This is a genomic window from Streptomyces sp. G-G2, assembly GCF_030063135.1.
Lineage (GTDB): Bacteria > Actinomycetota > Actinomycetes > Streptomycetales > Streptomycetaceae > Streptomyces.
Genome location: NZ_JASISO010000027.1, coordinates 57,493 through 80,038 on the forward strand (window position 1 = coordinate 57,493; position 22,546 = coordinate 80,038).

Genomic DNA, 22,546 nt, shown 5'->3' on the forward strand with positions numbered 1-22,546 from the left:
GTATGACGACTGCGTTGATCACAGGATCCACGGCGGGCATCGGCGCCGCCTTCGCCCGCAAGCTCGCCGCCCAGGGGCACAACCTGGTGCTGGTGGCCCGCGACACCAAGCGGCTGGGCGAGCAGGCCACCGAGCTGCACGACCGGCACGGCATCGAGGCCGAAGTGCTGAGCGCCGACCTCTCCACCGAAGAGGGCATCAGCGCGGTCGAGCAGCGTCTGGCCGACCGCAAGCACCCCGTGGACCTGCTGGTGAACAACGCGGGATTCGGCAACAAGGGCCGCTACCTGGAAGTCTCCATGGCCGACGAGCTGACGATGATCAAGGTGCACATCGAGGCCGTGCTGCGCCTGACCTCCGCCGCGACCGAGTCGATGCGCTCGCGCGGACGCGGCGGTGTGGTCAACGTGGCCTCGGTGGCGGCCTTCCTGCCGCGCGGGACGTACGGGGCGAGCAAGGCCTGGGTCGTGCAGTTCACCCAGGGCGCGGCGAAGGACCTGGCGGACTCCGGGGTCCGGCTGATGGCCCTGTGCCCGGGCTTCGTCCGTACGGAGTTCCACGAGCGGGCCGGGATGGGCACGGACAACATCCCCAACTGGATGTGGCTGGACGCCGACAAGCTGGTCGCCGAGGCACTGGCCGACCTGGCGCGCGGGCGGACGGTGTCGATCCCCGACCCCCGCTACAAGGCGCTGATGAGCGTGGTGAAGCTGGCGCCGCGCGGGCTGCTGGGCGGGATGTCCTCCCGTACGGGCCGCAAGTACGGCCCGCAGTAGAACGGCCTTCCGGCGGGCCGCCGGGGGCCCGCAGCGGGCCCGCCCGCGGCGGCCCTTCGCCGCAGGGTCATTTGTCGCGAACCTCCCTAGACTGGATGGGTTGGGGGTCCCATCCCTCCAGGGAGAACGCCATGACATTCGTACAGATGATCGACTACGAGACCCAGCGGTTCGATGAGATGAACGCGCTCATCGACCGCTGGGCCGAAGAGACCACGGCCACGCGTACGGCCACGCACAGCATGATCGGCAGGGACCGCGAGTCCCGGAACCACTTCGTCGACCTCGTCGAGTTCCCCTCGTACGAGGAGGCCATGAAGAACTCCACGCTGCCGGAGACGGACCGGATGTTCCAGCAGATGGTGGCCCTCTGCGACGGGATGCCCCGCTTCACCAACCTCGACGTCGTCCGCGACGAGCACCTCAACAAGGTGCTCGTGAACCGGATGTACGAGGAGGTGGCGGAGCAGGGGAAGTTCGAGGTCGTCGACGAGTGCGTCGCCGCCGACTACGTGGACCACGACATGATGCGCGCCGCGGGCGAGGGCGACGGCCGCGAGGGCGTGCGCAAGACCATGGGCATGTGGCGCGACGCCTTCGACTTCACCTTCGACCTCGGTCACCAGCTGGCCGAGGGCGACCACGTCACCACCCTGTGGACCTGGAAGGGCACCCAGAAGGGCCCGTTCATGGGCGCGCCGTCGACCGGCAGGACGGTCAGCATGAAGGGCTGTACGACCTTCCGGATCGCGGACGGCCGGATCGCCGAGGGCTGGTGGTACTACGACGCGCCGGGCCTGATGCGGCAGCTGGGCGCGTGAGCGGGGGGGCCGGGACGGCAACGCGGAAGGCCCCGCTCCAGGGGAACGGGGCCTTCTCACGGTGCTGTCGGATCACCGGGCTACCGGATCACCGGGCTACTGACGAGGTCAGTGGCTGTGGCCGTGGCCGTGACCGGCGTCGCCCTCGTCGTCAGCGGGCTTCTCGACGACCAGAGTCTCGGTCGTGAGCAGCAGCGACGCGATGGAGGCGGCGTTCTCCAGGGCGGAGCGGGTGACCTTGACCGGGTCGATGACGCCGGCCTTGACCAGGTCGCCGTACTCGCCGGTGGCGGCGTTGAAGCCCTGGCCCTTGTCCAGCTCGGCGACCTTCGCGGTGATCACGTAGCCCTCGAGGCCCGAGTTCTCCGCGATCCAGCGCAGCGGCTCGACGGCGGCGCGGCGGACGACCGCGACACCGGTGGCCTCGTCGCCGGTCAGGCCGAGGTTGCCCTCGAGGACCTTGACGGCGTGGACGAGCGCGGAGCCACCGCCGGAGACGATGCCCTCCTCGACCGCGGCGCGGGTCGCCGAGATGGCGTCCTCAAGGCGGTGCTTCTTCTCCTTGAGCTCCACCTCGGTGGCGGCGCCGACCTTGATGACGCAGACGCCGCCGGCGAGCTTCGCCAGGCGCTCCTGCAGCTTCTCGCGGTCCCAGTCCGAGTCGGTGGACTCGATCTCGGCCTTGATCTGGTTGACGCGGCCGACGACGTCCTCGTGGCTGCCGCCGCCGTCGACGATGACGGTGTCGTCCTTGGTGATCGTGACGCGGCGGGCGGAGCCCAGTACGTCCAGACCGGCCTGGTCGAGCTTGAGGCCGACCTCCTCGGCGATGACGGTGGCGCCGGTGAGGGCGGCCATGTCCTGGAGCATCGCCTTGCGGCGGTCACCGAAGCCGGGGGCCTTGACGGCCACGGCGTTGAAGGTGCCACGGATCTTGTTGACGACGAGGGTGGAGAGCGCCTCGCCCTCGACGTCCTCGGCGATGATCAGCAGCGGCTTCGAGGCGCCCGCCTGGATGACCTTCTCCAGCAGCGGCAGCAGGTCCTGGATGGACGAGATCTTGCCCTGGTTGATCAGGATGTACGGGTCGTCGAGGACGGCCTCCATACGCTCCTGGTCGGAGACCATGTACGGCGAGAGGTAGCCCTTGTCGAAGGCCATGCCCTCGGTGAACTCCAGCTCCAGGCCGAAGGTGTTGGACTCCTCGACGGTGATGACACCGTCCTTGCCGACCTTGTCCATCGCCTCGGCGATGAGCTCGCCGACCTGGGTGTCCTGCGCGGAGAGCGCGGCCACGGCGGCGATGTCGGACTTGTCCTCGATCGGGCGGGCGGTCTCCAACAGCTCGGCGGAGACGGCCTTGACCGCCGCGTCGATGCCCTTCTTCAGGGCGGCCGGGGAGGCACCCGCGGCGACGTTGCGCAGACCCTCGCGGACCAGGGCCTGGGCCAGCACGGTGGCGGTGGTGGTGCCGTCACCCGCGATGTCGTTGGTCTTGGTCGCCACCTCCTTCACGAGCTGGGCGCCCAGGTTCTCGAACGGGTCGTCCAGCTCGACCTCACGGGCGATGGTGACACCGTCGTTGGTGATGGTGGGGGCGCCGAACTTCTTGTCGATGACGACGTTGCGGCCCTTGGGGCCGATCGTCACCTTGACCGTGTCGGCAAGCTTGTTGACGCCGCGCTCCAGAGCGCGACGGGCATCCTCGTCAAACTTAAGAATCTTCGGCATGGGAGCGGTTCAGCCCTCTCGTTGCGATCCCCGGCCGCTCACCGCGACCGCCTTGAACGAACTGCGCCCCTCGCCGCCCGGCATCAGCAGGGGAGACCAGGGGCGCAGCTCAAAGCAAAACTGGAGAAGTGATTACTTCTCGACGATCGCGAGCACGTCGCGGGCCGAGAGGACGAGGTATTCCTCGCCGTTGTACTTCACTTCGGTGCCGCCGTACTTGCTGTACAGCACGACGTCGCCGACGGAGACGTCCAGCGGAAGACGCTGGCCGTCCTCGAAGCGACCCGGGCCCACGGCGAGGACGACGCCCTCCTGGGGCTTCTCCTTCGCGGTGTCCGGGATGACCAGGCCGGAGGCCGTGGTCTGCTCGGCGTCGAGCGGCTGGACCACAATGCGGTCCTCGAGCGGCTTGATGGCAACCTTGGAGCTGGTGGTCGTCACGTTCCGGTCTCCCCCTTCGGAGATCTCACGGGGTTAACTGTTTGGGGTGGCGACCAGGTCGATCCGTCGTCGCGGGTGCCGGACCTGCCTGTCGCTGTGTTGGCACTCACCAGTGGTGAGTGCCAGGTGCGACACTATTCCGGCGATTAGCACTCGGTCAAGCGGAGTGCCAATTACGAGCGTCCGGCGTTGCGTGCGATCCCTCGCCCCCAGGGGTTCGCGGCCCGATATGTGACGCTTGGCGGGTGCGCATTCTCGTGGTCGAAGACGAAGAGGGGCTGGCCGAGTCCCTGCGGCGCGGACTGTCCACAGAGGGCCACTGGGTCGAGGTCGCGCACGACGGCCACCGCGGCCTGGACCTCGCGCTCAGCGGCGGCCCGTACGACGTGGTCCTGCTGGACCTGATGCTGCCCGGGCTCAGCGGGTACGAGATCTGTACCCGGATGCGCGCCCACGGCGATTCCACCCCCGTGCTGATGCTCACCGCCAAGGACGGCGAGTACGACGAGGCCGAGGGCCTGGACTCGGGCGCCGACGACTACCTCACCAAGCCGTTCTCGTTCGTCGTACTGGGCGCACGCGTCCGGGCGCTGGCCCGGCGCGCCGGGGCCCCCGCGCGCACCACCCTCCAGGTGGGGGACCTCTTCCTCGACCCGGAGGCCCGGCGCTGCCGCCGGGGCACCCTGGACATCGAGCTGACCGCCCGCGAACTCGGCGTACTGGCCTGCCTCATGGAGCATCCGGGGCGCGCGGTGGCCAAGCAGGACGTCCTCGACGAGGTCTGGGGGGGCTCCGGCGGCGCCGAGGGCATCGACCCGAACATCGTCGAGGTGTACGTGTCCTCGCTGCGCCGGAAGATCGACGCCCCCTTCGGGCGCCGCTCCATCCGCACCGTCCACGGCACCGGCTACCGCATGGCCCCCGACGGTGGTTAGGCCGTGCCCCGGATCGGGCCCCGGATCGGGCCCCGGGCGCCCGTGCTGAGCAGCGTCCGGGCCCGCGCGGCCGTCGCCGCCGCCCTCGCGATGGCCGCCGTCCTCGCCGCGGGCGGGATCTGGCTCTACAGCCTGCTGCGCGCCAACCTGCTCGACAACACCACCGGCCGCACCGAACTCGCCGCCCGCAAGGTGGCCGCCCAGCTCGACACCCGCACCCCGACCCTGCCCTCGGGCAGGGTCGCCGCGCCGGAGAGCGGGGTGGACCTGGTCCTCGTCCTCGACGCGCGGGGCGGTCTCGCCGCCGCCAGCGCGGATCCGGGTCCCCTCCCGGCGGAACTGGCCGCGCTGCGGCCCGCCGCCGGGAACGACTCGCGCGCGGCCGTGCTCCCGGCGCCCCCGCCCGGCGGCGGGGAGCGGCGCGCGGTGGTGGTGGTGACCGCCCCCGGGCCGCCGGGCGGCGCCGACCCGGGGGCCCCGCACTACGTGTACGCCCTGACCGTCCTCGGCGACGTCGACGACGCCACCCGCTCCATCGCCCTCGGCATGCTGGGCGGCGCGCCCCCGCTGATCGCCTTCGCCGCCGGGCTCGCCTGGTGGGTGGCCGGGCTCGCGCTGCGCCCGGTCACCGCGATCCGTGACGGGCTGGCCGCGGTCACCGCGAGCGAGCTGGACCGGCGGGTGCCCGATCCGGGCGGGGCGGACGAGATCGCCCGGCTGGCCCGGACCGTGAACGACACCCTGGACCGGCTGGAGCGCTCCGACGCGCGCCAGCGCCAGTTCACCGCCGACGCCTCGCACGAGCTGCGCAATCCGCTGGCCGCCGTACGGTCCCGGCTGGAGGTGGCGCTGGAGCGCCCCGACCGGGAGTCGGTGGCGGCCGCCCTGGCCGATACCGAGCGGCTCCAGCGGATCGCGGCCGACCTGCTGCTGCTGGCCCGCCTCGACGGGCGGCCCGCGCCGCGCGCCGAGCCGGTGGACCTGGCGCTGCTGGCGGCGGAGGACGCGGCCCGGCGGCGCGCGCCGAGGGTGCGGCTGCGGCTGGAGGCGGGGGCGCCCGTACCGGCGGCCGGGGATCCGGCGCGGCTGGAGCGGGCGCTGGCCAACCTGGTGGACAACGCGTTGCGGCACGCCCGCGGCGAGGTCGTCGTACGGGCGTACGCGCGGGACGGCTGGAACGTGCTGGAGGTCGAGGACGACGGGCCGGGCATCCCGGCGGCGGACCGGGACCGGGTCTTCGAGCGGTTCGTCCGGCTGGACGCCGACCGGGGGCGGGCCAGCGGCGGCACCGGGCTGGGACTGGCGATCGCCCGGGAGATCGCCCGCTCGCACGGCGGCGGCCTGACGGCCGAACCGCCCGCGGGGCCGGGTCCGGGGGCCCGGCTGGTGCTGCGCCTGCCGGGCCTTTCGGCCGGGTCCTGAAGGGACCTTCAGGACCCTCAGGGTTTCTTCAGCGGCCGGGCCCCAGCATCACTGGCATGAGCGCGCATCGCAGGAAGACGGGCCGCGGCCGACGGCCGACACCGCGACGGATCGGGCGCACGCTGCTGATCACGGGCTGCGCCCTGACCGTCCTGGCGGGCGCGACGGGCTGGTACGCGTACCGCGACCTGGCCGGGAGCATCGGCAGTTCCAAGGCGCTGGAGGGCGCGGAGAAGTCCGGGCGCGGCGATGTGAACATCCTGCTGATGGGCCTGGACAGCCGCCGCGACCAGAACGGCGAGCCGCTGCCGGAGGCGGTCCTGGACAAGCTGCACGCGGGCAGTTCCGACATCGGCGGCTACAACACGAACACCCTGATCCTGTTGCACGTGCCCGCCGACGGGAGCAGGGCGAAGGCCTTCTCGGTGCCGCGCGACGACTTCGTGACGATGCGCGGGGTGCCCGGGGACACCGGCAAGCAGAAGATCAAGGAGGCGTACGGGCGGGCGAAGGCCGTGCGCGAGGAGCAGCTGTCCGGCCAGGGGGTCAAGGACGGGCGGCAGCTGGAGCACGAGGGCCGGGAGGCGGGTCGCAAGGCGTCGATCGAGACGGTACGGGCCTTCCTGGGCGTGCCGGTCGACCATTTCGCCGAGCTGAACCTGGCCGGTTTCTACCACCTGGCGGACGCGCTGGGCGGCGTACCGGTGTGTCTGAACAAGGCCGTCAAGGACAAGAACTCGGGCGCGGACTTCCCGGCGGGGCGCCAGACCCTCGACGGGCAGCAGTCGCTGGCCTTCGTCCGCCAGCGGATGGGGCTGGACGGCGGGGACCTGGACCGGACGAAGCGGCAGCAGGCCTTCCTGGCGGGGGCGACGCAGAAACTGAACGACGCCGGGACCTTCACGGATCCGGTGAAGCTGATCAAGCTGATCAACACGGCGAGGCAGGACGTGGTGACCGACGAGGGCTGGGATCTGCTGCCCTTCGTCAAGCAGGCGAAGAACCTCTCCGGCGGCCGTGTGGAATTCGCGACACTGCCCATTGAGGGGTTCGGAAGCAACCATGGCGCCGACATCAACGTCGTAGACGATATGAAGATAAAGCGCCTGATTGCCGAGCAGATAGGGCCCAGGGCCGCCGCGAGCCCGAGCGTACCGGGCGCCGCTGCCTCGTCACCGGGTGCGCGGACACCCGACGCGCCCCCGCCCGGGCCGTCGTCACCCGCCGAGCAGAAGGGCGCCATCGACGGCGGCGGCATCCCGTGCGTGGACTGACCCCGCGTACGACGTCGGGTGCCCGCCGTCGTACGGAAGCGCTGCTGCTGGCCCTGGTCGTCGCCATCACGGTCTTCGGACACGTGAGCGCGAGCCTGGCCATGAACGGGCAGCTCCCCGCCAACCTCACCGGCTTCGTGGTCAGCATGGCGCTGTTGTCGCTGGTGGGGCACCTCGGCGTGCGCCGGTTCGCCGCCTACGCCGATCCGCTGATCCTGCCGCTGGCGATGCTGCTGACCGGGCTCGGGCTGGTGCTGCTGCACCGGCTCGACCAGGCGTACATCGAGCGGTACAACTCCCCGACCTTCGCGCCCGGGCAGCTGATGTGGTCGGTGGTCGGGGTCGCCGCGTGCCTGGGGGTGGTGGCGCTGCTGCGCGACCACCGGCTGCTCCAGCGGTTCATTTACATCACGATGGCCGTCTCGCTGGTGCTGCTGATCGCGCCCGCGTTCTTCGGCGCGGACAAGTACGGCGCGAAGCGGTGGATCGTCCTCTTCGGGCTGTCGCTCCAGCCGGGCGAGTTCGTGAAGATCATGATCTCGATCTTCTTCGCGGGCTATCTGGTCATCCACCGCGACACGCTCGCGCTGGCCGGGCGCAAGTTCCTCGGCGTGCGGCTCCCGCCGATGCGCCAGCTCGGCCCGATCATCACGGTGTGGATCGTCTCGCTGCTGGTGCTCGTCTTCGAGCGGGACCTCGGCACCTCGCTGATCTTCTTCGGGGTGTTCGTGGTGATGCTCTACGTCGCCACCGAGCGCACCAGCTGGATCGTCTGCGGCGGGCTCATGGCCGCGGTCGGCGCCTTCGTGGTGGGCGCGACCGAGCCGCACGTGAAGGGACGCGTCGCCGCCTGGCTGGACCCGCTGTCGTACTACGCGAACCCCCGGCCGCCGGGGATCACCTCGGACCAGTCGGCGCAGGCCCTGTTCAGCTTCGGCACCGGCGGCGTGTCCGGGACCGGGCTGGGCATGGGGCACCCGGAGCTGATGGGCTTCGCGGGGCGCAGCGACTTCATCCTGACCACGGTCGGCGAGGAGCTGGGCCTGGCCGGGGTGATGGCGGTGCTGCTCCTGTACGCGCTGCTGGTCCAGCGGGGGCTGCGGATGGCGCTCGGCGCCCGCGACCCCTTCGGCAAGCTGCTGGCGGTGGGCCTGGCCTCGGCGCTGGCGCTCCAGGTGTTCGTGGTCGCGGGCGGGGTGACCGGGCTGATCCCGCTGACCGGAAAGGCGCTGCCGTTCCTGGCGAGCGGCGGTTCGTCACTGCTGGCGAACTGGATCATGATCGGGCTGCTGATCCGGATCAGCGACAGCGCGGAGCGCCAGCGGGAGGCCGACTCCCGGCCGATGACCGGGCCACCGGCGACGCTGGCGGCGTGAACGACGTACCCCTTGGGTCCCCCGCCGGTCCCGGCGGGGGACTCAGTCGCGTTCGAAGACGTGCACCTGCCCCACGGGGACGAAGCCGCGGCGGGCATACCAGTGGCGGGGCCAGTCCGCCGCGTCGGCGGTGAGGAAGCGCGTACCGCAGTGCGCGTCGGCGGCCCCGCGCAGGGCGGCGGCGAGGACGGCGTCGCCGTAGCCGTGGCCGAGGTGGGCCTCGGCGGTGACCAGGTCCTCGATCTGGGCGGTGCCGGAGGCCGGGTCGAGGTACAGGTCGGCCCAGGAGGCCACCTCGCCCCCGGGGGTGCGGGCGGCGAGGAAGCGCACGGTGTCGGCGCCCCGGTGGCGGGCGCCGCGCCGGTCCACGAGCTGCTGGACCAGCTCGTCGTCGGCGCCGGGCACGAACCCGCGCCAGCGCAGGGCGAGCGGCGCGCGGAGGGCATCGAGGTCCACGTCACCGGCGGTGCCGGGAGCGGGATCGGGGGACGGGCCCGGTGTGCAGCATGACCACGAGGGCGCAGTGTTCGTACCCGGCGCGCCGCATGGGCTCCGCGCAGGCCAGGCCCGGCGCGTCGTCGAGGACGCCGACCAGCCGGGAGGGCAGGTGTCCCAGGGCCCGCTCGGCGAGGGCGGGCAGCGCCTCGGGGTCCAGCTCGGCGGGCCGGTCGATGACGACCTGGTTGTCGCCGCGGGAGCGGTGGAAGGTGTCGTCGAGCGCGGCGAACCCGCCGGGCAGGTCGAGGGTCCGCTCGGCCTGGCGCCGGGCGAACCCGGTCAGGAACCCGTTGATCAGGGATGCTTCGGCTCCGCGCATGGCGGCAGCCTAACCGGGGGGCCGCGCATTCCCCGAAGGGGTTCAGAGGTAGTCCTCCAGGCGCCCGATCCGGTAGCCCTGCTCCTGTATGCGCTGGAGCATGTGGGTGGTCATCTGGACCTCCGTCGCCCCCTTCAGTTCGGCCGGGCCGCGGAAGTGGGCGAGGACTATGTCACCCGGTTTCAGGGCGCTGCCCTCCGCGTACTGGAAGCCGTTGATCTGCATTGAGACCCGCCACAGGACCGCGTACGAGAGTCCGCATTCCGAGGCGGCCCGCAGGGTGTCGTCGTTGTAGTTGCCGTACGGCGGGCGGAACAGCGGCGGCTTGGTGCCGAACCGCTTCTCCAGGCGTTCCTGCTGACCGCATATCTCCTTCTTCTGCGCCGCGAAGGACAGCGTGCGCAGGTTCGGGTGCGTCAGCGTGTGGTTGTTGATCGTGCTGCCCGAGCCGTTGTCGCGCAGCGTCTGGAAATGCCCGTAGTCCGACGAGGCGATGTTGTCGGTCAGGAACATGCTGATCGGCAGCTTGAGGTCGGCCGCCATCTTCAGGAACTCGGGGTCCTTCTCCGCGCCGTCGTCGAAGGTCAGGAAGACGGTCTTCTCCCCGGCGGGCACGGGTATTCGGTCCACCACGGGTATCTTGCCCGGCCCGGCCTTCGGGAGCTGCGGCTTCTGCGCGGGCTTGGCCGCGAATTCCAGGGGCTTGTCCAGGCCCCACCGCCTGTGCGCGTCGTTCGCGGACGCGCTCGCGGAGGGCGCGGGGGACGGCGTACCGCCGCCGCCCGTGCCCGTACCGCTCGTCGCGGTCCCCTGGGACGCGTCCTGCGTCTTGCGGCCCAGCCGCTCGATGGGGTCCACGCTGTTCCCGCACCCCGAAAGGGACAGCGCGAGCGCACCGGCCGCCAGCGTTCCGGCCGTCAACCGGCGCGCGATGCTCACAAGTAGTCCTCCAGGCGGGCCACGGCGTATCCCTTCGCCGTGACGGTCTTCATCATCTGGCGGATCATGTCAGGCATCGTGCCCTTCCAGTCCTCCCGCCCCCGGAAATGGGTGAGGATGATGTCACCAGGGTGCAGGTCCTTGTCCTCTTCCCGCCAGTCCATCTTGTCCACGAACGCCTCGGCGTTCCAGATCGGTGCGGCCTTGATCCCGCAGGACTTCGCCGCGCGCAGGGTGTCCTCGTTGTAGTTCCCGTACGGCGGGCGGAAGAGCGTCGGCCGCTTGCCGAACTCCTTCTCCATGGTGTCCTGCATGCCGCAGATCTCCTGGCGCTGCTTCTCGTAGGAGAGGGCGGGCAGGTAGCGGTGGTTGAGCGTGTGGTTGTTGAGCGAGACGCCCTGGGACTGCATCTGCTTGAAGTACGCGTAGTTGTCGCGCACCAGGTAGTCGCTGAGGAACGCCGTGAACGGGATCTTCAGCTCCTGCATCATCTTCAGGAACTCGGGGTCCTTCTCGGCCCCGTCGTCGATCGTCAGGAAGACGACCTTGTCCTCGGTGGGCACGGTCGTGAAGACCGGCGGGAGGCTGTCGCCGTCCTCCACCTCGAAGCCCTTGCGGAAGGTGATCTCCGGCTTGGTCTTCGGCGCCGCGGGCGCGGCCAGCGGTGTCGTGGCCAGCCCCCACTTCTTGGCGGCCAGCGCCCGTGCCTGCTGGAGCTGCTCGGCGCTGACCGCGGCGCCGCCCCGGGCGCCGGACGCGCCCGCCTGGCCGGACGCCGTCTTCGCCTGCTTGTCCTTGACCGCGGGGGCGGAGCCGGTGGAGCCGCAGGCCGTGCCGAGGGCGGCGACCAGCAGCGCGGCCAGCGCCGCCCCGTACCGGCCGCGCGTGCCCGCGACCCGGTGACCAATACGCGACGTATCTTCCTTTTTTCCTACTAGCTGCATAGCAGCGCATCCTGGCACCCGGACCCCGCCCGCCCGCGGCGACACCGCGACCGGCGCCGGACGATCCACCGGGTGGCCCACACTGTCCGACAATGAACCGGTGAACCCCGAAGAATTCGCCGCCCTGCTCGCCCCCGAGGGCCGCGCCCTGCTCGACTCGCTGCACGACTACGACCCGGCGCGGGAGATCGCCGTGGCCACCCGGCTGCGCCGCGAGCACCCCGCCACCCTGGTCTCCGCCGCCCTCGGCCAGGCCCGGCTGCGCCAGCGCGCGGTGGCGAAGTTCGGCGCCGAGGACGCCCGCCGCATGTACTTCACGTCCGGGGGCGGCGAGATGGCCACCCGCGCCCCGGTGGCCGCGTACCGCGCCGAGCGGATGGCCGCCCTCGGCGTACGGTCGGTCGCCGACCTGTGCTGCGGGATCGGCGGGGACGCCCTGGCCCTGGCCCGCGCCGGGATCCGGGTGCTCGCCGTGGACCGGGACCCGCTGACGGTCGCGGTGGCCCGCGCCAACGCGGAGGCGCTGGGCCTGGCGGACCTGATCGAGGTCGTGGAGGCCGACGTCACCGAGGTCGACACCTCGGGGTACGACTGCGTGTTCATCGACCCGGCCCGGCGCGGCGGACGCGGGCGGATCTTCGACCCCGAGGGGTACTCGCCGCCGCTGTCCTGGGCCGTCGGGGCGGCGCGCGCGGCGACGTACGCGGCCATCAAGATCGCCCCCGGGATCCCGCACGAGGCGGTCCCGGCCGAGGCCGAGGCCGAGTGGATCTCCGACGGCGGTGACGTGAAGGAGGCCGTGCTCTGGTTCGGCACCGCGCCCGGCACCATCCGCGCCACCCTGCTGCCCGGGCCGCGCACCCTGCGGACGGCGGACCCGCTGCCGGACCCCGAGGCCGGGCCGGTCGGCCGCTACCTCTACGAACCCGACGGCGCGGTCATCCGGGCCCACCTGGTCGCCGAGGTCGCCGAACAGCTCGGCGGGCGGCTGATCGACCCGACCATCGCCTACATCACCGCCGACGAGCTGCGGGCGACGCCGTACGCCACCGCGTACGAGATCACCGACGTGCTCCCCTTCGGCCTCAAGAAGCTCAAGGCGCTGCTGCGCGAGCGCGGGGTGGGGATCCTGACCGTGAAGAAGCGGGGCTCGGCGATCGAGCCGGAGGAACTGCGCAAGAAGGTCAAGCCGCAGGGGCCGAACTCCGCGACGGTCATCCTGACCCGAGTGGCGGGCTCTCCGTCGATGCTGATCGGCGCTCCTGCGCCGGTACCTGAGCGCTGACCCCGGCGGGGAGCGCCCGGGCCGGCTCGCCGTCGGGATCGGGCCGCGCCGGTGACGCGGGGGAAGCCGACGGGCCCGGCCGCAAGGCCCGCAGGGCCCACCGGTAGTGCGCGGCGGCCTTCCCCGCGCCCAGCAGCCCGGTGATCCACAGGATCATCCCGAGGCCCATGAAGTACGCCACCTCGCCGTAGGTGTCCGTGCCCGGCCGGGCCGTGCCCGCGCTCCCGAAGGTCACCCACAGCCCGAGCCCGGACAGCGCCAGCGAGGACAGCAGCCAGCCCAGGCTCCGGCCCGGCGCCCGCAGCAGGGCGGCGTCCCCCGGTTCGCGCTCGAACCCGGCCCAGGCGCACAGCAGCCGGCGCACCTCCCGGTCCCGCTTGGCACCCCACACGAACCAGAAACCAGCCGGGACCAGCACGCCCGCGCCGAGCACCAGGAAGACGGCGCCGACGAACTTCTCGGCCGCGCCGCCCTCCTCGAAGGCCATCAGGGCCATGCCGACGAAGGACCAGCCGAGGGCGAAGACCGCCGACACCAGCCAGAGCGTCAGCAGGCGCGCCGCGCCCAGGCTGAGCCGCCCCAGGTCCGTCAGGAACCGGGCCCGGTCGGCCCGGACGACGGCATCGTCCAGCCATGCGCGCAGGTGCGTGGGCGGCGGCGGTGGCGGCAGGTCACGGCGGGGCATGCGCATGACGATAGCCGCAGTCCGGAGCGGTCCCGTCCGCAGCTGCGGTCAGGTCAGCTCGACGGACTCGAAGCGCCAGCGGTGCACCGGACGCGCGATCAGATCGGCCGCCGGTTCGGGCAGTTCGGGCAGTTCGGGCGACTCGCCCGCACCCGCCGGCCCGGTCTGCCACCAGGTGATGACCAGCACGCGCTCCTGCGGGGCCCGGAACACCTCTCGGCGCACCGGCTCGCGCGCCAGGACCTGCGCGCGGGCCCACTCCAGCAGCTCGCCGCCCCGGCCGTCGACGGCCCGGGCCTCCCACATGACGGCGGTGGTGGTGCTCATGAGTACAGGTTGTCCTTGCTCAGCTCGTGCACGTGGTCGTGGGAGTGGGAGTGACCGTGCTGCTGCTCGTGCTCGTGCTCATGTCCCTGGGACCGGGTCCCCGGCACGTGCGGGTCGGTCACCGGCAGCGAGGAGTCCGCCGACAGGTCCCAGTCCGAGGCCGGACGGTTCCGCTTGACCATCTCCGCGCCCAGCGCCGCCACCATCGCGCCGTTGTCCGTGCACAGCCCCGGCCGCGGCACCCGCAGGATGATCCCCGCGGCGTCGCACCGCTCCTGGGCCAGCGCGCGCAGCCGCGAGTTCGCCGCCACACCGCCGCCGATCATCAGGTGGTCGACGCCCTCGTCCTTGCACGCGCGGACCGCCTTGCGCGTCAGCACGTCCACCACCGCCTCCTGGAAGGACGCGGCCACATCGCGCACCGGCACCTCCTCGCCCGCCTTCCGCTTCGCCTCGATCCAGCGCGCCACGGAGGTCTTGAGCCCGGAGAAGGAGAAGTCGTACGCCGCGTCGCGCGGCCCGCTCAGCCCGCGCGGGAAGTTGATCGCCTTCGGGTCGCCCTCGCGCGCCAGGCGGTCGATGACCGGGCCGCCCGGGAAGCCGAGCTGGAGCACCCGCGCGATCTTGTCGAAGGCCTCCCCCGCCGCGTCGTCGATGGTCGCGCCCAGCGGCCGTACGTCGCTGGTGATGTCCGGGGCCAGCAGCAGCGAGGAGTGCCCGCCGGAGACCAGCAGGGCCATCGTGGGCTCCGGCAGCGGGCCGTGCTCCAGCTGGTCGACGCAGATGTGCGAGGCCAGGTGGTTCACCCCGTAGAGCGGCTTGCCGAGCGCGTAGGCGTAGGCCTTCGCCGCCGATACGCCGACCAGCAGCGCCCCCGCCAGACCGGGACCGGCCGTCACCGCGATGCCGTCGAGGTCGCGGGCGCTGACCCCGGCCTCCTTGAGGGCGCGTTCGATGGTGGGGACCATCGCCTCCAGGTGCGCGCGGGAGGCCACCTCGGGCACGACCCCGCCGAAGCGCGCGTGCTCGTCCACGCTCGACGCGATCGCGTCGGCGAGCAGCGTGGTGCCGCGCACCACCCCGACGCCGGTCTCGTCGCAGGACGTCTCGATGCCGAGGACGAGCGGTTCGTCAGCCATGGGATTCACCTTGTACGGGTCCGTCTACGGGTACGGAGCTTGCGGGATCGGAGAGTCGCATCACGAGCGCGTCGACGTTGCCGGGCTGGTAGTAGCCGCGACGGAAGCCGATCGGCTCGAAGCCGAAGCGCTCGTAGAGCCGCTGGGCGCGGGTGTTGTCCACCCGTACCTCCAGCAGCACCTCGGCGCATTCGAACGCGGTGGCGGCGCCGAGCAGATCGGTGAGCAGCCGGGCGCCGAGCCCGGTCCCCCACTCCTCGCGGGCGACCGCGATGGTCTGTACGTCGCCCAGGTCACCGGCGGCGGCGAGCCCGGCGTAGCCGACCAGCCTGCCGTCCCCCGCGGCGGAGCCGCCGTCGGGCATGGTCTCGGCGACCACGTAACGGCGGGTGGCCAGGGGACCGCGCGCGTGCGCCAGCTCGGACCAGAACATCCCGGCGGACCAGGCGTCCTCGGGGAACAGCTCGTGTTCCAGTTCCAGTACGGGCTCGATGTCCCACCAGCGCATCTCGCGCAGGTGAGCGGCGCCGCCGTGCGACGACGTCGTCGAGGGGCGGTGGCCGGGCGACGGGTAGGCCGTCACTGGGGGGTGACCACCTTGTAGTTCTTGGGCACCTCGGCGTCGGGGCGCCGCAGGTAGAGGGGGGTCGGCGGCAGGAACTCGGCCCCGGCCGCCAGCCGCTCGGCCGCCAGCGCGGCCAGCGCGCCCGCCGACTGGTGCTCGGGCCCGCGCGCGTCCGGGAAGTGATCCGGGTAGAGCAGCGCGCCCGCGCCGACCACGGGCAGCCCGGCGAGCCGCTCGGCGATCTCGGCGGGGCGGTCCACGGCGGGTTCGGTGGTCCGGGTGCGCGGATCGTCGTAGCGCGCCCAGTACACCTCCTTGCGGCGGGCGTCGGTGGCCACCGCGAAGGGGCCCTCGATCCCGGCGCTGCGAGCGGCGTAGGCGAGCCCGTCGAGCGTGCACAGGCCGTGCACGGGCACGCCGAGGACGGAGGCGAAGGTGGCGGCCGTGACCAGGCCGACGCGCAGCCCCGTGTAGGGGCCGGGGCCGACGCCGACGACGATGCCGGTCACGGCGTCGAGGGAGCGCCCGGCCTCGGCGAGCACCTTGTCCACGGAGGGCAGGAGCAGCTCTCCGTGGCGGCGGGCGTCGACCTGGTTCGACTCGGCCAGGACGGACTCGCCGTCGTACAGGGCGACGGTGACGGCGGGCGTGGCGGTATCTACAGCGAGCAAGAGCACGCGAACAGCCTACGACTCCGCGGCCCGGGCCCCTTCCGGCCGGTCGCGCGGCACCCCGGCTGCTACCGTCAGCGCGGGTGTGACCAATGGTGTGACCAAGCGGAGGACCCGGATCGGCCGGGGAAGCGGAGAGGTGGAGCAAGGTGGCACGCAGCAGCTCGGGAATCGTGGCCGGGCTCACCGCCGCGGCACTGGCAGCGGTCGGTTTCCTCGGCTACCAGGCGTCGGCGAGCGCGCCGGCCCACCCGGCCGCGGCCGCCCAGCAGCCGTCCGCTTCCGCGTCCGCCGCGCCGAGCCAGTCGGGCGCGCCGCAGGCGCCGGGCAAGGCCGCGCCGGTGCCCGCGGATTCGGGCTCGGGCGTGCGGGTCGTCTACTCGGCGGCCCAGAAGCGGGTGTGGCTGGTCGGCGAGCAGGGCACGGAGACGAAGACCTTCACGGTGATGCCCAGCACGGTGCATCCCAAGGCGGGCAGCTACGCGGTCACCTCGCGCAAGGGCGCGATCCCCGGGTCGGACGGGGTGCCGATCGAGCACGTCGTGCTGTTCGCGACGACGGACGGGGTCGTGGTCGGTTTCAGCGCCCGTACGGACGGCGCGACGCCGGAGCCCGACGCGACGAAGAAGACCGGTGGCATCCGGATGGCCCGCGGCGACGGCGACGCGATGTGGAACTTCGCGACGGTCGGCGTCAAGATCGTGGTCATGCCGTGAGGCACCGGACCGCCGGGTCGCCCGGACCGAGAACTTAGCCCGTACGAGGGACAGCTCAGGCCGCTTCGGATTCCGGAGCGGCCTGTGTGCGTCCGGGCGCCGCCGGAACCGGGACGGACGGCCGCGCCGGCGGGGTGGAGACAGCGGTGGCGGCCCGGCACGCGGCGAGCAGCGCGCCCATCGACGGTCCACCGGGGGCGGTGGGCCCGGTGGGGGCGAGGGGCGTGGCGTGCGCGGTGGCAGGGGTGGGCGACGGGCGGGGAACTCGCTCTTCTGCCGACATGGGCTGCCTCCTGGGCGTTCGACCGATCGTCGAAGTTAGGCATACCTAACCAGCTCTCGGTACCATGTCACCACGGCCCCCGCCGTCAGCGCAACATTTTGCCGACGAGTTGTCGGTACCTTGTCGGAACGTCCAGCGGCACTAGGCCCTGTCCCCGGTCCCGGCCGCGGCCGGGGCCGGGGCCGGGGTCCCGGCGAGGGCCGCGATCCCCGCGGTGTCGGCCCAGCGCGCGCCCACCCCGTACACCGTCACCTGCCGCATGTCGTCGAGGACCTCCTCGTGTCCGACGGCGCGCGCGATCACCACGTGCAGCCGGTCGTCGGACAGCTCCTCCACCTTGCCGTCGCCCCATTCGACGACGACCACGGATTCGGGCAGCGAGACGTCGAGGTCCAGGTCCTCCATCTCGTCCAGACCGCCGCCCAGCCGGTACGCGTCCACGTGGACCAGCGCCGGACCGCCGCCCAGCGGCGGGTGCACCCGGGCGATCACGAAGGTCGGCGAGGTCACGGCCCCGCGCACGTCCAGGCCCTCACCGAGCCCGCGGGTCAGGGTGGTCTTGCCCGCGCCGAGTTCACCGGTCAGCAGGACGAGGTCCCCGGGGCGCAGCAGCGCGGCGAGCCTTCGGCCCAGTTCCCGCATGCCCTCGGGGGAGTCGATCGTGATCAGGGTCGCGCCGGTCGCGGCCTCAGCCGCCCGGTCGTGCGGAGCTTGCAGCGGTGCTTCCATGCCCGCCAACGTTAGTCGCTGCCGGGACCGTGCCCGTGCGGGCCAGGACCTCGCTCAGCAGTGCGGTGACGGTGTCCGGGCGCTCCAGCATCATCAGGTGCCCGGTGTTCTCCAGGATCACCAGTTCCGCGTCCGGCAGTTCCGCGGCTATCGCCTCGCTGTGCTCGGGCGGGGTGATCATGTCCCGGTCCCCGGCGATCACCGTGACCGGAACGTCCGTGAAGTGCCGCAGCGCGGCGGTCTTGTCGTGCAGCAGGAACGCCGGGAAGAACTCCGCCACCACGTCGATCGGGGTCGCCTCGATCAGCCGCTCCGCGAAGCGGGCCACGGCCGGGTCCACCTCGTCCGTGCCGAAGGAATACCGCTTGATCATGCCCGCGAAGAGGTCGGCGGTGGCCCGGCGCCCCTTCTCCACGAGTTCCACCTGCGAGCAGAGCGCGCGCAGCACGCTGGGCAGCACCCGGCGCACCGCGCCGACGCTGACCGCGGGGAGCCCGTACGTCACCTCGCCGAGCCGGCCGCTGGAGGTGCCGACGAAGACCGCGCCGACCACCCGGCCGCGCACCAGCTCGGGGAACTGGTCCGCCAGCGCCATGATCGTCATACCGCCCATGGAGTGGCCGACGAGGATCAGCGGGCCCTCGGGAGCGGCGGCGTCGATGACGGCCTTCAGGTCACGGCCGAGCTGGTCGATGCTGACCGGCTCCCCGTCGGCCTGGGCGAGCCCGCGGGCCGAGCGGCCGTGGCTGCGCTGGTCCCAGTACACGGAGCGGACCACTCCGCGCAGGGCGGCGCGCTGGAAGTGCCAGGAGTCCTGGGCGAGGCAGTAGCCGTGGCAGAACACGACGGTGGCGGCCGGGGCGGCCTTGCGGCGCAGGCGGCGGCGCTTGGCGCCGTCCTCGGGCAGCTCGTCGGTCTCGTAGTGGATCAGGGTGCCGTCCTCGGCGCGGCAGGTGCCTTCGGCCCCGCGCAGCGATCCGTAGGGGCCGGACGCGTCGAGGGCGAGGCGCGCCTTCATCCGCATGCCGCGGCCGACGGTGAGCCGCTCGACGGCCACTCCGGCCGCCGCACCCGCCGCCACGACGCCGATCGCGGCGCCCGCCCAGCCCGCCTTTCGCCAGTTCTCGCTCACGCCGACCTCACTCAGCCAGGATTTCCAGTCACACCGGACATTCGACGTTCAGTAACCCAACCATTCACTCACGTCACAAGAATCACGCACGCCACGCACGTCATGCACGTCATGCACACCACGTACGTCACGCACACCACGCCCGTCAGGCATGGAGGTGCACCCGGGGCACCCGGGCCCCGATCCGCGTGACGATCTCGTACGCGATCGTCCCGGCGGCCCGCGCCCAGTCCTCGGCCGTCGGCTCGCCCGCGTCGCCCGGGCCGAAGATGACGGCCTCGTCGCCGGGGCGCACGTCCGCGCCGGGTCCGAGGTCCACCACGAACTGGTCCATGGCCACCCGCCCGGCCACCGTCCGCACCGCGCCGCCGACCAGCACGGGGCCGGTGCCGGAGGCGTGCCGCGGGATGCCGTCGGCGTATCCGGCCGGGATCAGGGCGAGGCGGGTGTCGCCCGAGGTCGTGTAGTGGTGCCCGTAGCTGACGCCATGACCACCGGGTACGTCCTTGACCAGCGCGACCGAGGCCTTGAGCGTCATCGCGGGACGCAGGCCGAGCTCGGCCGAGGTACCGAGTTCGGGGGCGGGCGAGACGCCGTAGACCGCGAGCCCGCAGCGCACCAGGTCGAAGTGGCTCTCGGGGAGCGTGAGCGTGGCGGGCGAGTTGGCGATGTGCCGGACCTCGGGGTCCACGCCCTCCTTCTCGGCGTAGGCCAGCATGTCGCGGAAGGCGGTCAGCTGGAGCTGGATCGAGGGGTGGCCGGGCTCGTCGGCGCAGGCGAAATGCGACCAGACGCCGGTGACCTTGACGGTGCCCTCGGCCTGCGCGGCGACGGCCGCGCCGACGAGTTCCGCCCAGTCGCCGGGCTGGCAGCCGTTGCGGCCGAGGCCGGTGTCGGCCTTGAGCTGGATCCTGGCCGTCCGCCCGGCCGCGCGCGCGGCCGCCCGTACCTCGTCCAGCGCCCACAGCCCGCTCACGGCGACGTCCACATCGGCCTCGACGGCCTCGCGCCAGGGCCCGCCGGGGGTCCACAGCCAGCACATGATCCGGCCCTCGATACCGGCCGCACGCAGCGCGAACGCCTCCTGCGGGGTCGCCGTACCGAGCCAGGCCGCGCCCGCCTCCTGGGCAGCCCTGGCACAGGCCACGGCTCCGTGGCCGTAGGCGTCCGACTTGACGACGGCCATCAGCTGGGCCCGGGGTGCCCGGTCGCGCAAAGCGCGTACGTTCGCCCTTACGGCGTCAAGGTCGATCTCGGCGTGTACGCGCGGCGGTGTCTCGTTCATCGCCGCCAAGTGTCTCAGAACCGCACCAGCGCGCCGCTCAAGCACCCAACGAGCCCACACCTTGACCAGGTCCCTCCCCCCACCACCGGCCCGGGGGGCCATCCCAGCCCGGGGGCCTCGTCCAGGACCGGGGCCCTCATCCAGCCCCGAGGGGGCATGTCCAGCCCGTCCGGCGTTTGAGGACCCGCCGGAGGCCCCACGCACCCGCGCCGACCCGGTCCGGAGCCCGGCAGCCAACGTGACGGCGCAAGCACCGTGCCTCCGGCGGGCCCTCAATCGCCGGGCAGGCTGAAACAGCACACCCCGGCACACGACACTCCGGCCCAGCCACCCGCGCCCCCGCCGGGGGGCCCTCAAGCTCAGGGCAGGCGGGGCCGGCCGGGCCCGCGGGCCGATGTCACGTCCCGCCAGGCCCCCGCCAGGCCAGCCGCGACCTCCTGCGCCAGCACCGGCGCCCCCCGCGCCGCCCGCCGCCCCGCCAGCCCGTGCAGGTAGGCCGCCACCGCCCCCGCGTCCAGCGCCGAGAGCCCCGCCGCGAGCAGCGACCCCGCCAGCCCGGACAGCACGTCCCCGCTCCCGGCCGTGGCCAGCCACGACGTCCCCGTCGGGTTCAGGAACACCGGCCCGGGCACCGGCCCCGCCACCGGCCCCGCCACCAGAGTCGTGGACCCCTTCAGCAGCACGACCGCCCCGTACCGCCCCGAAAGCTCCCGCACCGACGCCAGCCTCGCCCGCTCCACTTCCTCCCGCGCCACCCCCAGCAGCGCCGCCGCCTCCCCCGCGTGCGGGGTCAGCAGCGCCGGGTGCCGACGGGCCCGCAGCGCACCGGCGTCCAGCCCCCGCAGCCCGTCCGCGTCCACCAGCACCGGCACCTCGGCCCCGTCCCCCGCCAGCAGCTCCGCGACCTCGTCCTCCCTCCCCTCCCCCAGACCCGGCCCGACGACCCACGCCTGGACGCGCCCGCGCCCGATCAGCGTCTCCGGGTACCGCGCCAGCACCGCCTCCGCCGCGTGGGCGGGCCCGACGTACCGCACCGCCCCCGCACCGCCCCGCACCGCGCCCGCGACGGCCAGCACGGCCGCCCCCGGGTACCGGTCGGACCCGGCGACGACGCCCACGACCCCGCGCCGGTACTTGTCGCTCTCCGCCGTCGGTACGGGCAGCAGCGCGGCCACGTCGGCGTGCTGGAGCGCCCGCGCCTCGGGCCCGTCCGGCAGCTCCAGCCCGATGTCCACCAGCCGTACCACCCCGGCCCGTTCGGCCCCGGGATCGATCAGCAGCCCCGGCTTGTACGCCCCGAAGGTGACCGTCACGTCGGCCCGTACGGCCGCCCCCGCCACCTCCCCGGTGTCCGCGTCCACCCCGCTCGGCAGGTCCACCGCGACCACCAGCGCCCCCTCGGGCACCTGGGCCACCAGCGCGGCCGCCGCCTCCCGCAGCGCACCGCGCCCGCCGATGCCGACGAGGCCGTCCAGGACGAGGTCCACCCGCTCCGGCAGCCGTTCCGCCACCCGTCCCCCGGCGGCCCGCAGCGCGGCCAGTCCGCCCGCGTGCGCCCGCGCGGGATCCATCAGCACGGCCGACACCCCCGCGCCCCTGCGCGCGAGGCGTGCGCCCGCGTAGAGCGCGTCACCCCCGTTGTCCCCGGGCCCCACGAGCAGCGCCACGCGCGCCCCGTAGACCCTCCCGAGCAGCCCGGCGCAGACGGTGGCCAGTCCGGCCGCCGCCCGCCGCATCAGGGCGCCTTCGGGCAGCCGCGCCATCAGCTCGCGCTCGGCGGCCCGTACGGTCTCCACGCTGTAAGCAGTACGCATCTCCCCAGCGTGCCCGATCCGGGCCCGCGGACACCGCTGACCACCAGCGGCGACCCCCGCCCAGGGGCTCAGCCCTCGGCGATCACCACGGCCGAAGCCACCCCGGCGTCATGGCTGAGCGACAGGTGCCAGGACCGCACCCCGAGCGCCTCGGCCCGCGCGGCCACCGTCCCGGAAACCCGCAGCCTCGGCTGCCCGCTCTCCTCGACGTACACCTCCGCGTCCGTCCACAGCATCCCGGCGGGCGCGCCGAGCGCCTTGGCCAGGGCCTCCTTGGCGGCGAACCGCGCGGCGAGCGAGGCGATCCCGCGCCGTTCACCGCTGGGCAGTGTCAACTCCGCCTCGACGAAGAGCCGTTGCGCCATCCTCGGCGTACGCTCCAGCGACTCCGCGAACCGTTCGATCGCGGCCACGTCGATCCCCACACCGATAATCACTT

At 72.9% G+C, this 22,546-nt stretch carries 25 protein-coding genes; 8 read left to right on the top strand and 17 right to left on the bottom strand.

Going from position 1 to position 22,546, the window contains the following annotated elements; translation table 11 throughout:
* Positions 1 to 2: 2 nt before the first annotated feature.
* Together QMF80_RS21730 and QMF80_RS21735 are read left to right on the top strand one after the other, a co-directional pair.
* A complete protein-coding gene (locus QMF80_RS21730; protein WP_283455896.1) occupies positions 3 to 776 on the top strand; it encodes an SDR family NAD(P)-dependent oxidoreductase in 774 nt (257 codons plus the stop codon).
* Positions 777 to 907: 131 nt separating this feature from the next.
* Positions 908 to 1,597 carry an ester cyclase gene (locus QMF80_RS21735; RefSeq protein ID WP_283455897.1) on the top strand — a complete coding sequence of 230 codons (690 nt, stop codon included), beginning with the start codon at positions 908 to 910 and terminating at the stop codon, positions 1,595 to 1,597.
* A 108-nt stretch (positions 1,598 to 1,705) separates the two neighbouring features.
* Here QMF80_RS21735 and groL read toward each other — a convergent pair whose 3' ends face one another.
* Complete coding sequence (gene groL / locus QMF80_RS21740; protein ID WP_283455898.1) at positions 1,706 to 3,328, bottom strand: chaperonin GroEL; 1,623 nt, start codon at positions 3,326 to 3,328, stop codon at positions 1,706 to 1,708.
* Between the two features lie 132 nt (positions 3,329 to 3,460).
* Positions 3,461 to 3,769 (bottom strand): co-chaperone GroES, encoded by a 309-nt coding sequence (gene groES, locus QMF80_RS21745; RefSeq protein ID WP_283455899.1) that lies wholly within the window; start codon positions 3,767 to 3,769, stop codon positions 3,461 to 3,463.
* 245 nt (positions 3,770 to 4,014) lie between these two features.
* Here groES and QMF80_RS21750 point away from each other — a divergent pair, with 245 nt between their 5' ends.
* Genes QMF80_RS21750 through QMF80_RS21765 form a run of 4 tightly spaced genes read left to right on the top strand, consistent with a single transcriptional unit; the run spans position 4,015 to position 8,776 of the window.
* Entirely contained in the window at positions 4,015 to 4,704 is a 690-nt protein-coding gene (locus QMF80_RS21750; RefSeq protein WP_283455900.1) for a response regulator transcription factor, read from the top strand.
* A 3-nt stretch (positions 4,705 to 4,707) separates the two neighbouring features.
* Positions 4,708 to 6,126, top strand: coding sequence for a sensor histidine kinase (locus tag QMF80_RS21755; RefSeq protein WP_283455901.1), 1,419 nt, complete (start codon positions 4,708 to 4,710; stop codon positions 6,124 to 6,126).
* Between the two features lie 56 nt (positions 6,127 to 6,182).
* Positions 6,183 to 7,400: an LCP family protein gene (locus QMF80_RS21760; RefSeq protein ID WP_283455902.1), complete on the top strand. Its 1,218-nt coding sequence runs from the start codon at positions 6,183 to 6,185 to the stop codon at positions 7,398 to 7,400.
* Positions 7,388 to 8,776 (top strand): FtsW/RodA/SpoVE family cell cycle protein, encoded by a 1,389-nt coding sequence (locus QMF80_RS21765; RefSeq protein WP_283455903.1) that lies wholly within the window; start codon positions 7,388 to 7,390, stop codon positions 8,774 to 8,776. Before QMF80_RS21760 ends, QMF80_RS21765 begins: the two co-directional genes overlap by 13 nt.
* A 42-nt stretch (positions 8,777 to 8,818) precedes the next feature.
* Here QMF80_RS21765 and QMF80_RS38085 read toward each other — a convergent pair whose 3' ends face one another.
* Genes QMF80_RS38085 through QMF80_RS21780 form a run of 4 tightly spaced genes read right to left on the bottom strand, consistent with a single transcriptional unit; the run spans position 8,819 to position 11,476 of the window.
* Positions 8,819 to 9,232 carry a GNAT family N-acetyltransferase gene (locus QMF80_RS38085; protein ID WP_349372228.1) on the bottom strand — a complete coding sequence of 138 codons (414 nt, stop codon included), beginning with the start codon at positions 9,230 to 9,232 and terminating at the stop codon, positions 8,819 to 8,821.
* A gap of 1 nt (position 9,233) precedes the next feature.
* Positions 9,234 to 9,593, bottom strand: a complete 360-nt coding sequence (locus QMF80_RS38090) for a hypothetical protein (RefSeq protein WP_349372229.1) — start codon at positions 9,591 to 9,593, stop codon at positions 9,234 to 9,236.
* 42 nt (positions 9,594 to 9,635) lie between these two features.
* Positions 9,636 to 10,532 (bottom strand): polysaccharide deacetylase family protein, encoded by an 897-nt coding sequence (locus tag QMF80_RS21775; RefSeq protein ID WP_283455904.1) that lies wholly within the window; start codon positions 10,530 to 10,532, stop codon positions 9,636 to 9,638.
* Positions 10,529 to 11,476 carry a polysaccharide deacetylase family protein gene (locus QMF80_RS21780; protein WP_283455905.1) on the bottom strand — a complete coding sequence of 316 codons (948 nt, stop codon included), beginning with the start codon at positions 11,474 to 11,476 and terminating at the stop codon, positions 10,529 to 10,531. Before QMF80_RS21780 ends, QMF80_RS21775 begins: the two co-directional genes overlap by 4 nt.
* A gap of 100 nt (positions 11,477 to 11,576) precedes the next feature.
* On the opposite strand from QMF80_RS21780, the gene QMF80_RS21785 reads away from it, so the two are divergent.
* Complete coding sequence (locus QMF80_RS21785; protein ID WP_283455906.1) at positions 11,577 to 12,761, top strand: class I SAM-dependent methyltransferase; 1,185 nt, start codon at positions 11,577 to 11,579, stop codon at positions 12,759 to 12,761.
* Here the strand turns inward: QMF80_RS21785 and QMF80_RS21790 are convergent.
* From QMF80_RS21790 to tsaB, 5 genes are all read right to left on the bottom strand, one after another.
* Positions 12,691 to 13,446, bottom strand: coding sequence for a hypothetical protein (locus QMF80_RS21790; protein ID WP_283455907.1), 756 nt, complete (start codon positions 13,444 to 13,446; stop codon positions 12,691 to 12,693). The genes QMF80_RS21785 and QMF80_RS21790 overlap by 71 nt on opposite strands.
* A gap of 48 nt (positions 13,447 to 13,494) precedes the next feature.
* Positions 13,495 to 13,773, bottom strand: coding sequence for a hypothetical protein (locus QMF80_RS21795; RefSeq protein WP_283455908.1), 279 nt, complete (start codon positions 13,771 to 13,773; stop codon positions 13,495 to 13,497).
* Entirely contained in the window at positions 13,770 to 14,912 is a 1,143-nt protein-coding gene (tsaD, locus tag QMF80_RS21800) for a tRNA (adenosine(37)-N6)-threonylcarbamoyltransferase complex transferase subunit TsaD (RefSeq protein WP_283455909.1), read from the bottom strand. Before tsaD ends, QMF80_RS21795 begins: the two co-directional genes overlap by 4 nt.
* Entirely contained in the window at positions 14,905 to 15,420 is a 516-nt protein-coding gene (gene rimI / locus QMF80_RS21805; RefSeq protein WP_283455943.1) for a ribosomal protein S18-alanine N-acetyltransferase, read from the bottom strand. The genes tsaD and rimI overlap by 8 nt, the downstream gene beginning before the upstream one ends.
* Positions 15,421 to 15,491: 71 nt before the next feature.
* Positions 15,492 to 16,154 carry a tRNA (adenosine(37)-N6)-threonylcarbamoyltransferase complex dimerization subunit type 1 TsaB gene (gene tsaB / locus QMF80_RS21810; RefSeq protein WP_283455910.1) on the bottom strand — a complete coding sequence of 221 codons (663 nt, stop codon included), beginning with the start codon at positions 16,152 to 16,154 and terminating at the stop codon, positions 15,492 to 15,494.
* A gap of 143 nt (positions 16,155 to 16,297) precedes the next feature.
* Between tsaB and QMF80_RS21815 the strand changes: the two genes are divergently transcribed.
* Complete coding sequence (locus QMF80_RS21815; RefSeq protein WP_283455911.1) at positions 16,298 to 16,864, top strand: hypothetical protein; 567 nt, start codon at positions 16,298 to 16,300, stop codon at positions 16,862 to 16,864.
* A 55-nt stretch (positions 16,865 to 16,919) separates the two neighbouring features.
* Here QMF80_RS21815 and QMF80_RS21820 read toward each other — a convergent pair whose 3' ends face one another.
* The 6 genes from QMF80_RS21820 to QMF80_RS21845 form a co-directional block, all read right to left on the bottom strand.
* A complete protein-coding gene (locus tag QMF80_RS21820; protein ID WP_283455912.1) occupies positions 16,920 to 17,147 on the bottom strand; it encodes a hypothetical protein in 228 nt (75 codons plus the stop codon).
* Positions 17,148 to 17,288: 141 nt separating this feature from the next.
* Positions 17,289 to 17,876, bottom strand: a complete 588-nt coding sequence (tsaE, locus tag QMF80_RS21825) for a tRNA (adenosine(37)-N6)-threonylcarbamoyltransferase complex ATPase subunit type 1 TsaE (RefSeq protein WP_283455913.1) — start codon at positions 17,874 to 17,876, stop codon at positions 17,289 to 17,291.
* Positions 17,836 to 19,008 carry an alpha/beta fold hydrolase gene (locus QMF80_RS21830; RefSeq protein WP_283455914.1) on the bottom strand — a complete coding sequence of 391 codons (1,173 nt, stop codon included), beginning with the start codon at positions 19,006 to 19,008 and terminating at the stop codon, positions 17,836 to 17,838. Before QMF80_RS21830 ends, tsaE begins: the two co-directional genes overlap by 41 nt.
* A gap of 145 nt (positions 19,009 to 19,153) precedes the next feature.
* Entirely contained in the window at positions 19,154 to 20,293 is a 1,140-nt protein-coding gene (gene alr, locus QMF80_RS21835) for an alanine racemase (RefSeq protein ID WP_283455915.1), read from the bottom strand.
* 359 nt (positions 20,294 to 20,652) lie between these two features.
* Entirely contained in the window at positions 20,653 to 22,107 is a 1,455-nt protein-coding gene (locus QMF80_RS21840; protein WP_283455916.1) for an NAD(P)H-hydrate dehydratase, read from the bottom strand.
* Between the two features lie 68 nt (positions 22,108 to 22,175).
* Positions 22,176 to 22,544: a holo-ACP synthase gene (locus tag QMF80_RS21845; RefSeq protein WP_283455917.1), complete on the bottom strand. Its 369-nt coding sequence runs from the start codon at positions 22,542 to 22,544 to the stop codon at positions 22,176 to 22,178.
* Positions 22,545 to 22,546 lie beyond the last annotated feature (2 nt).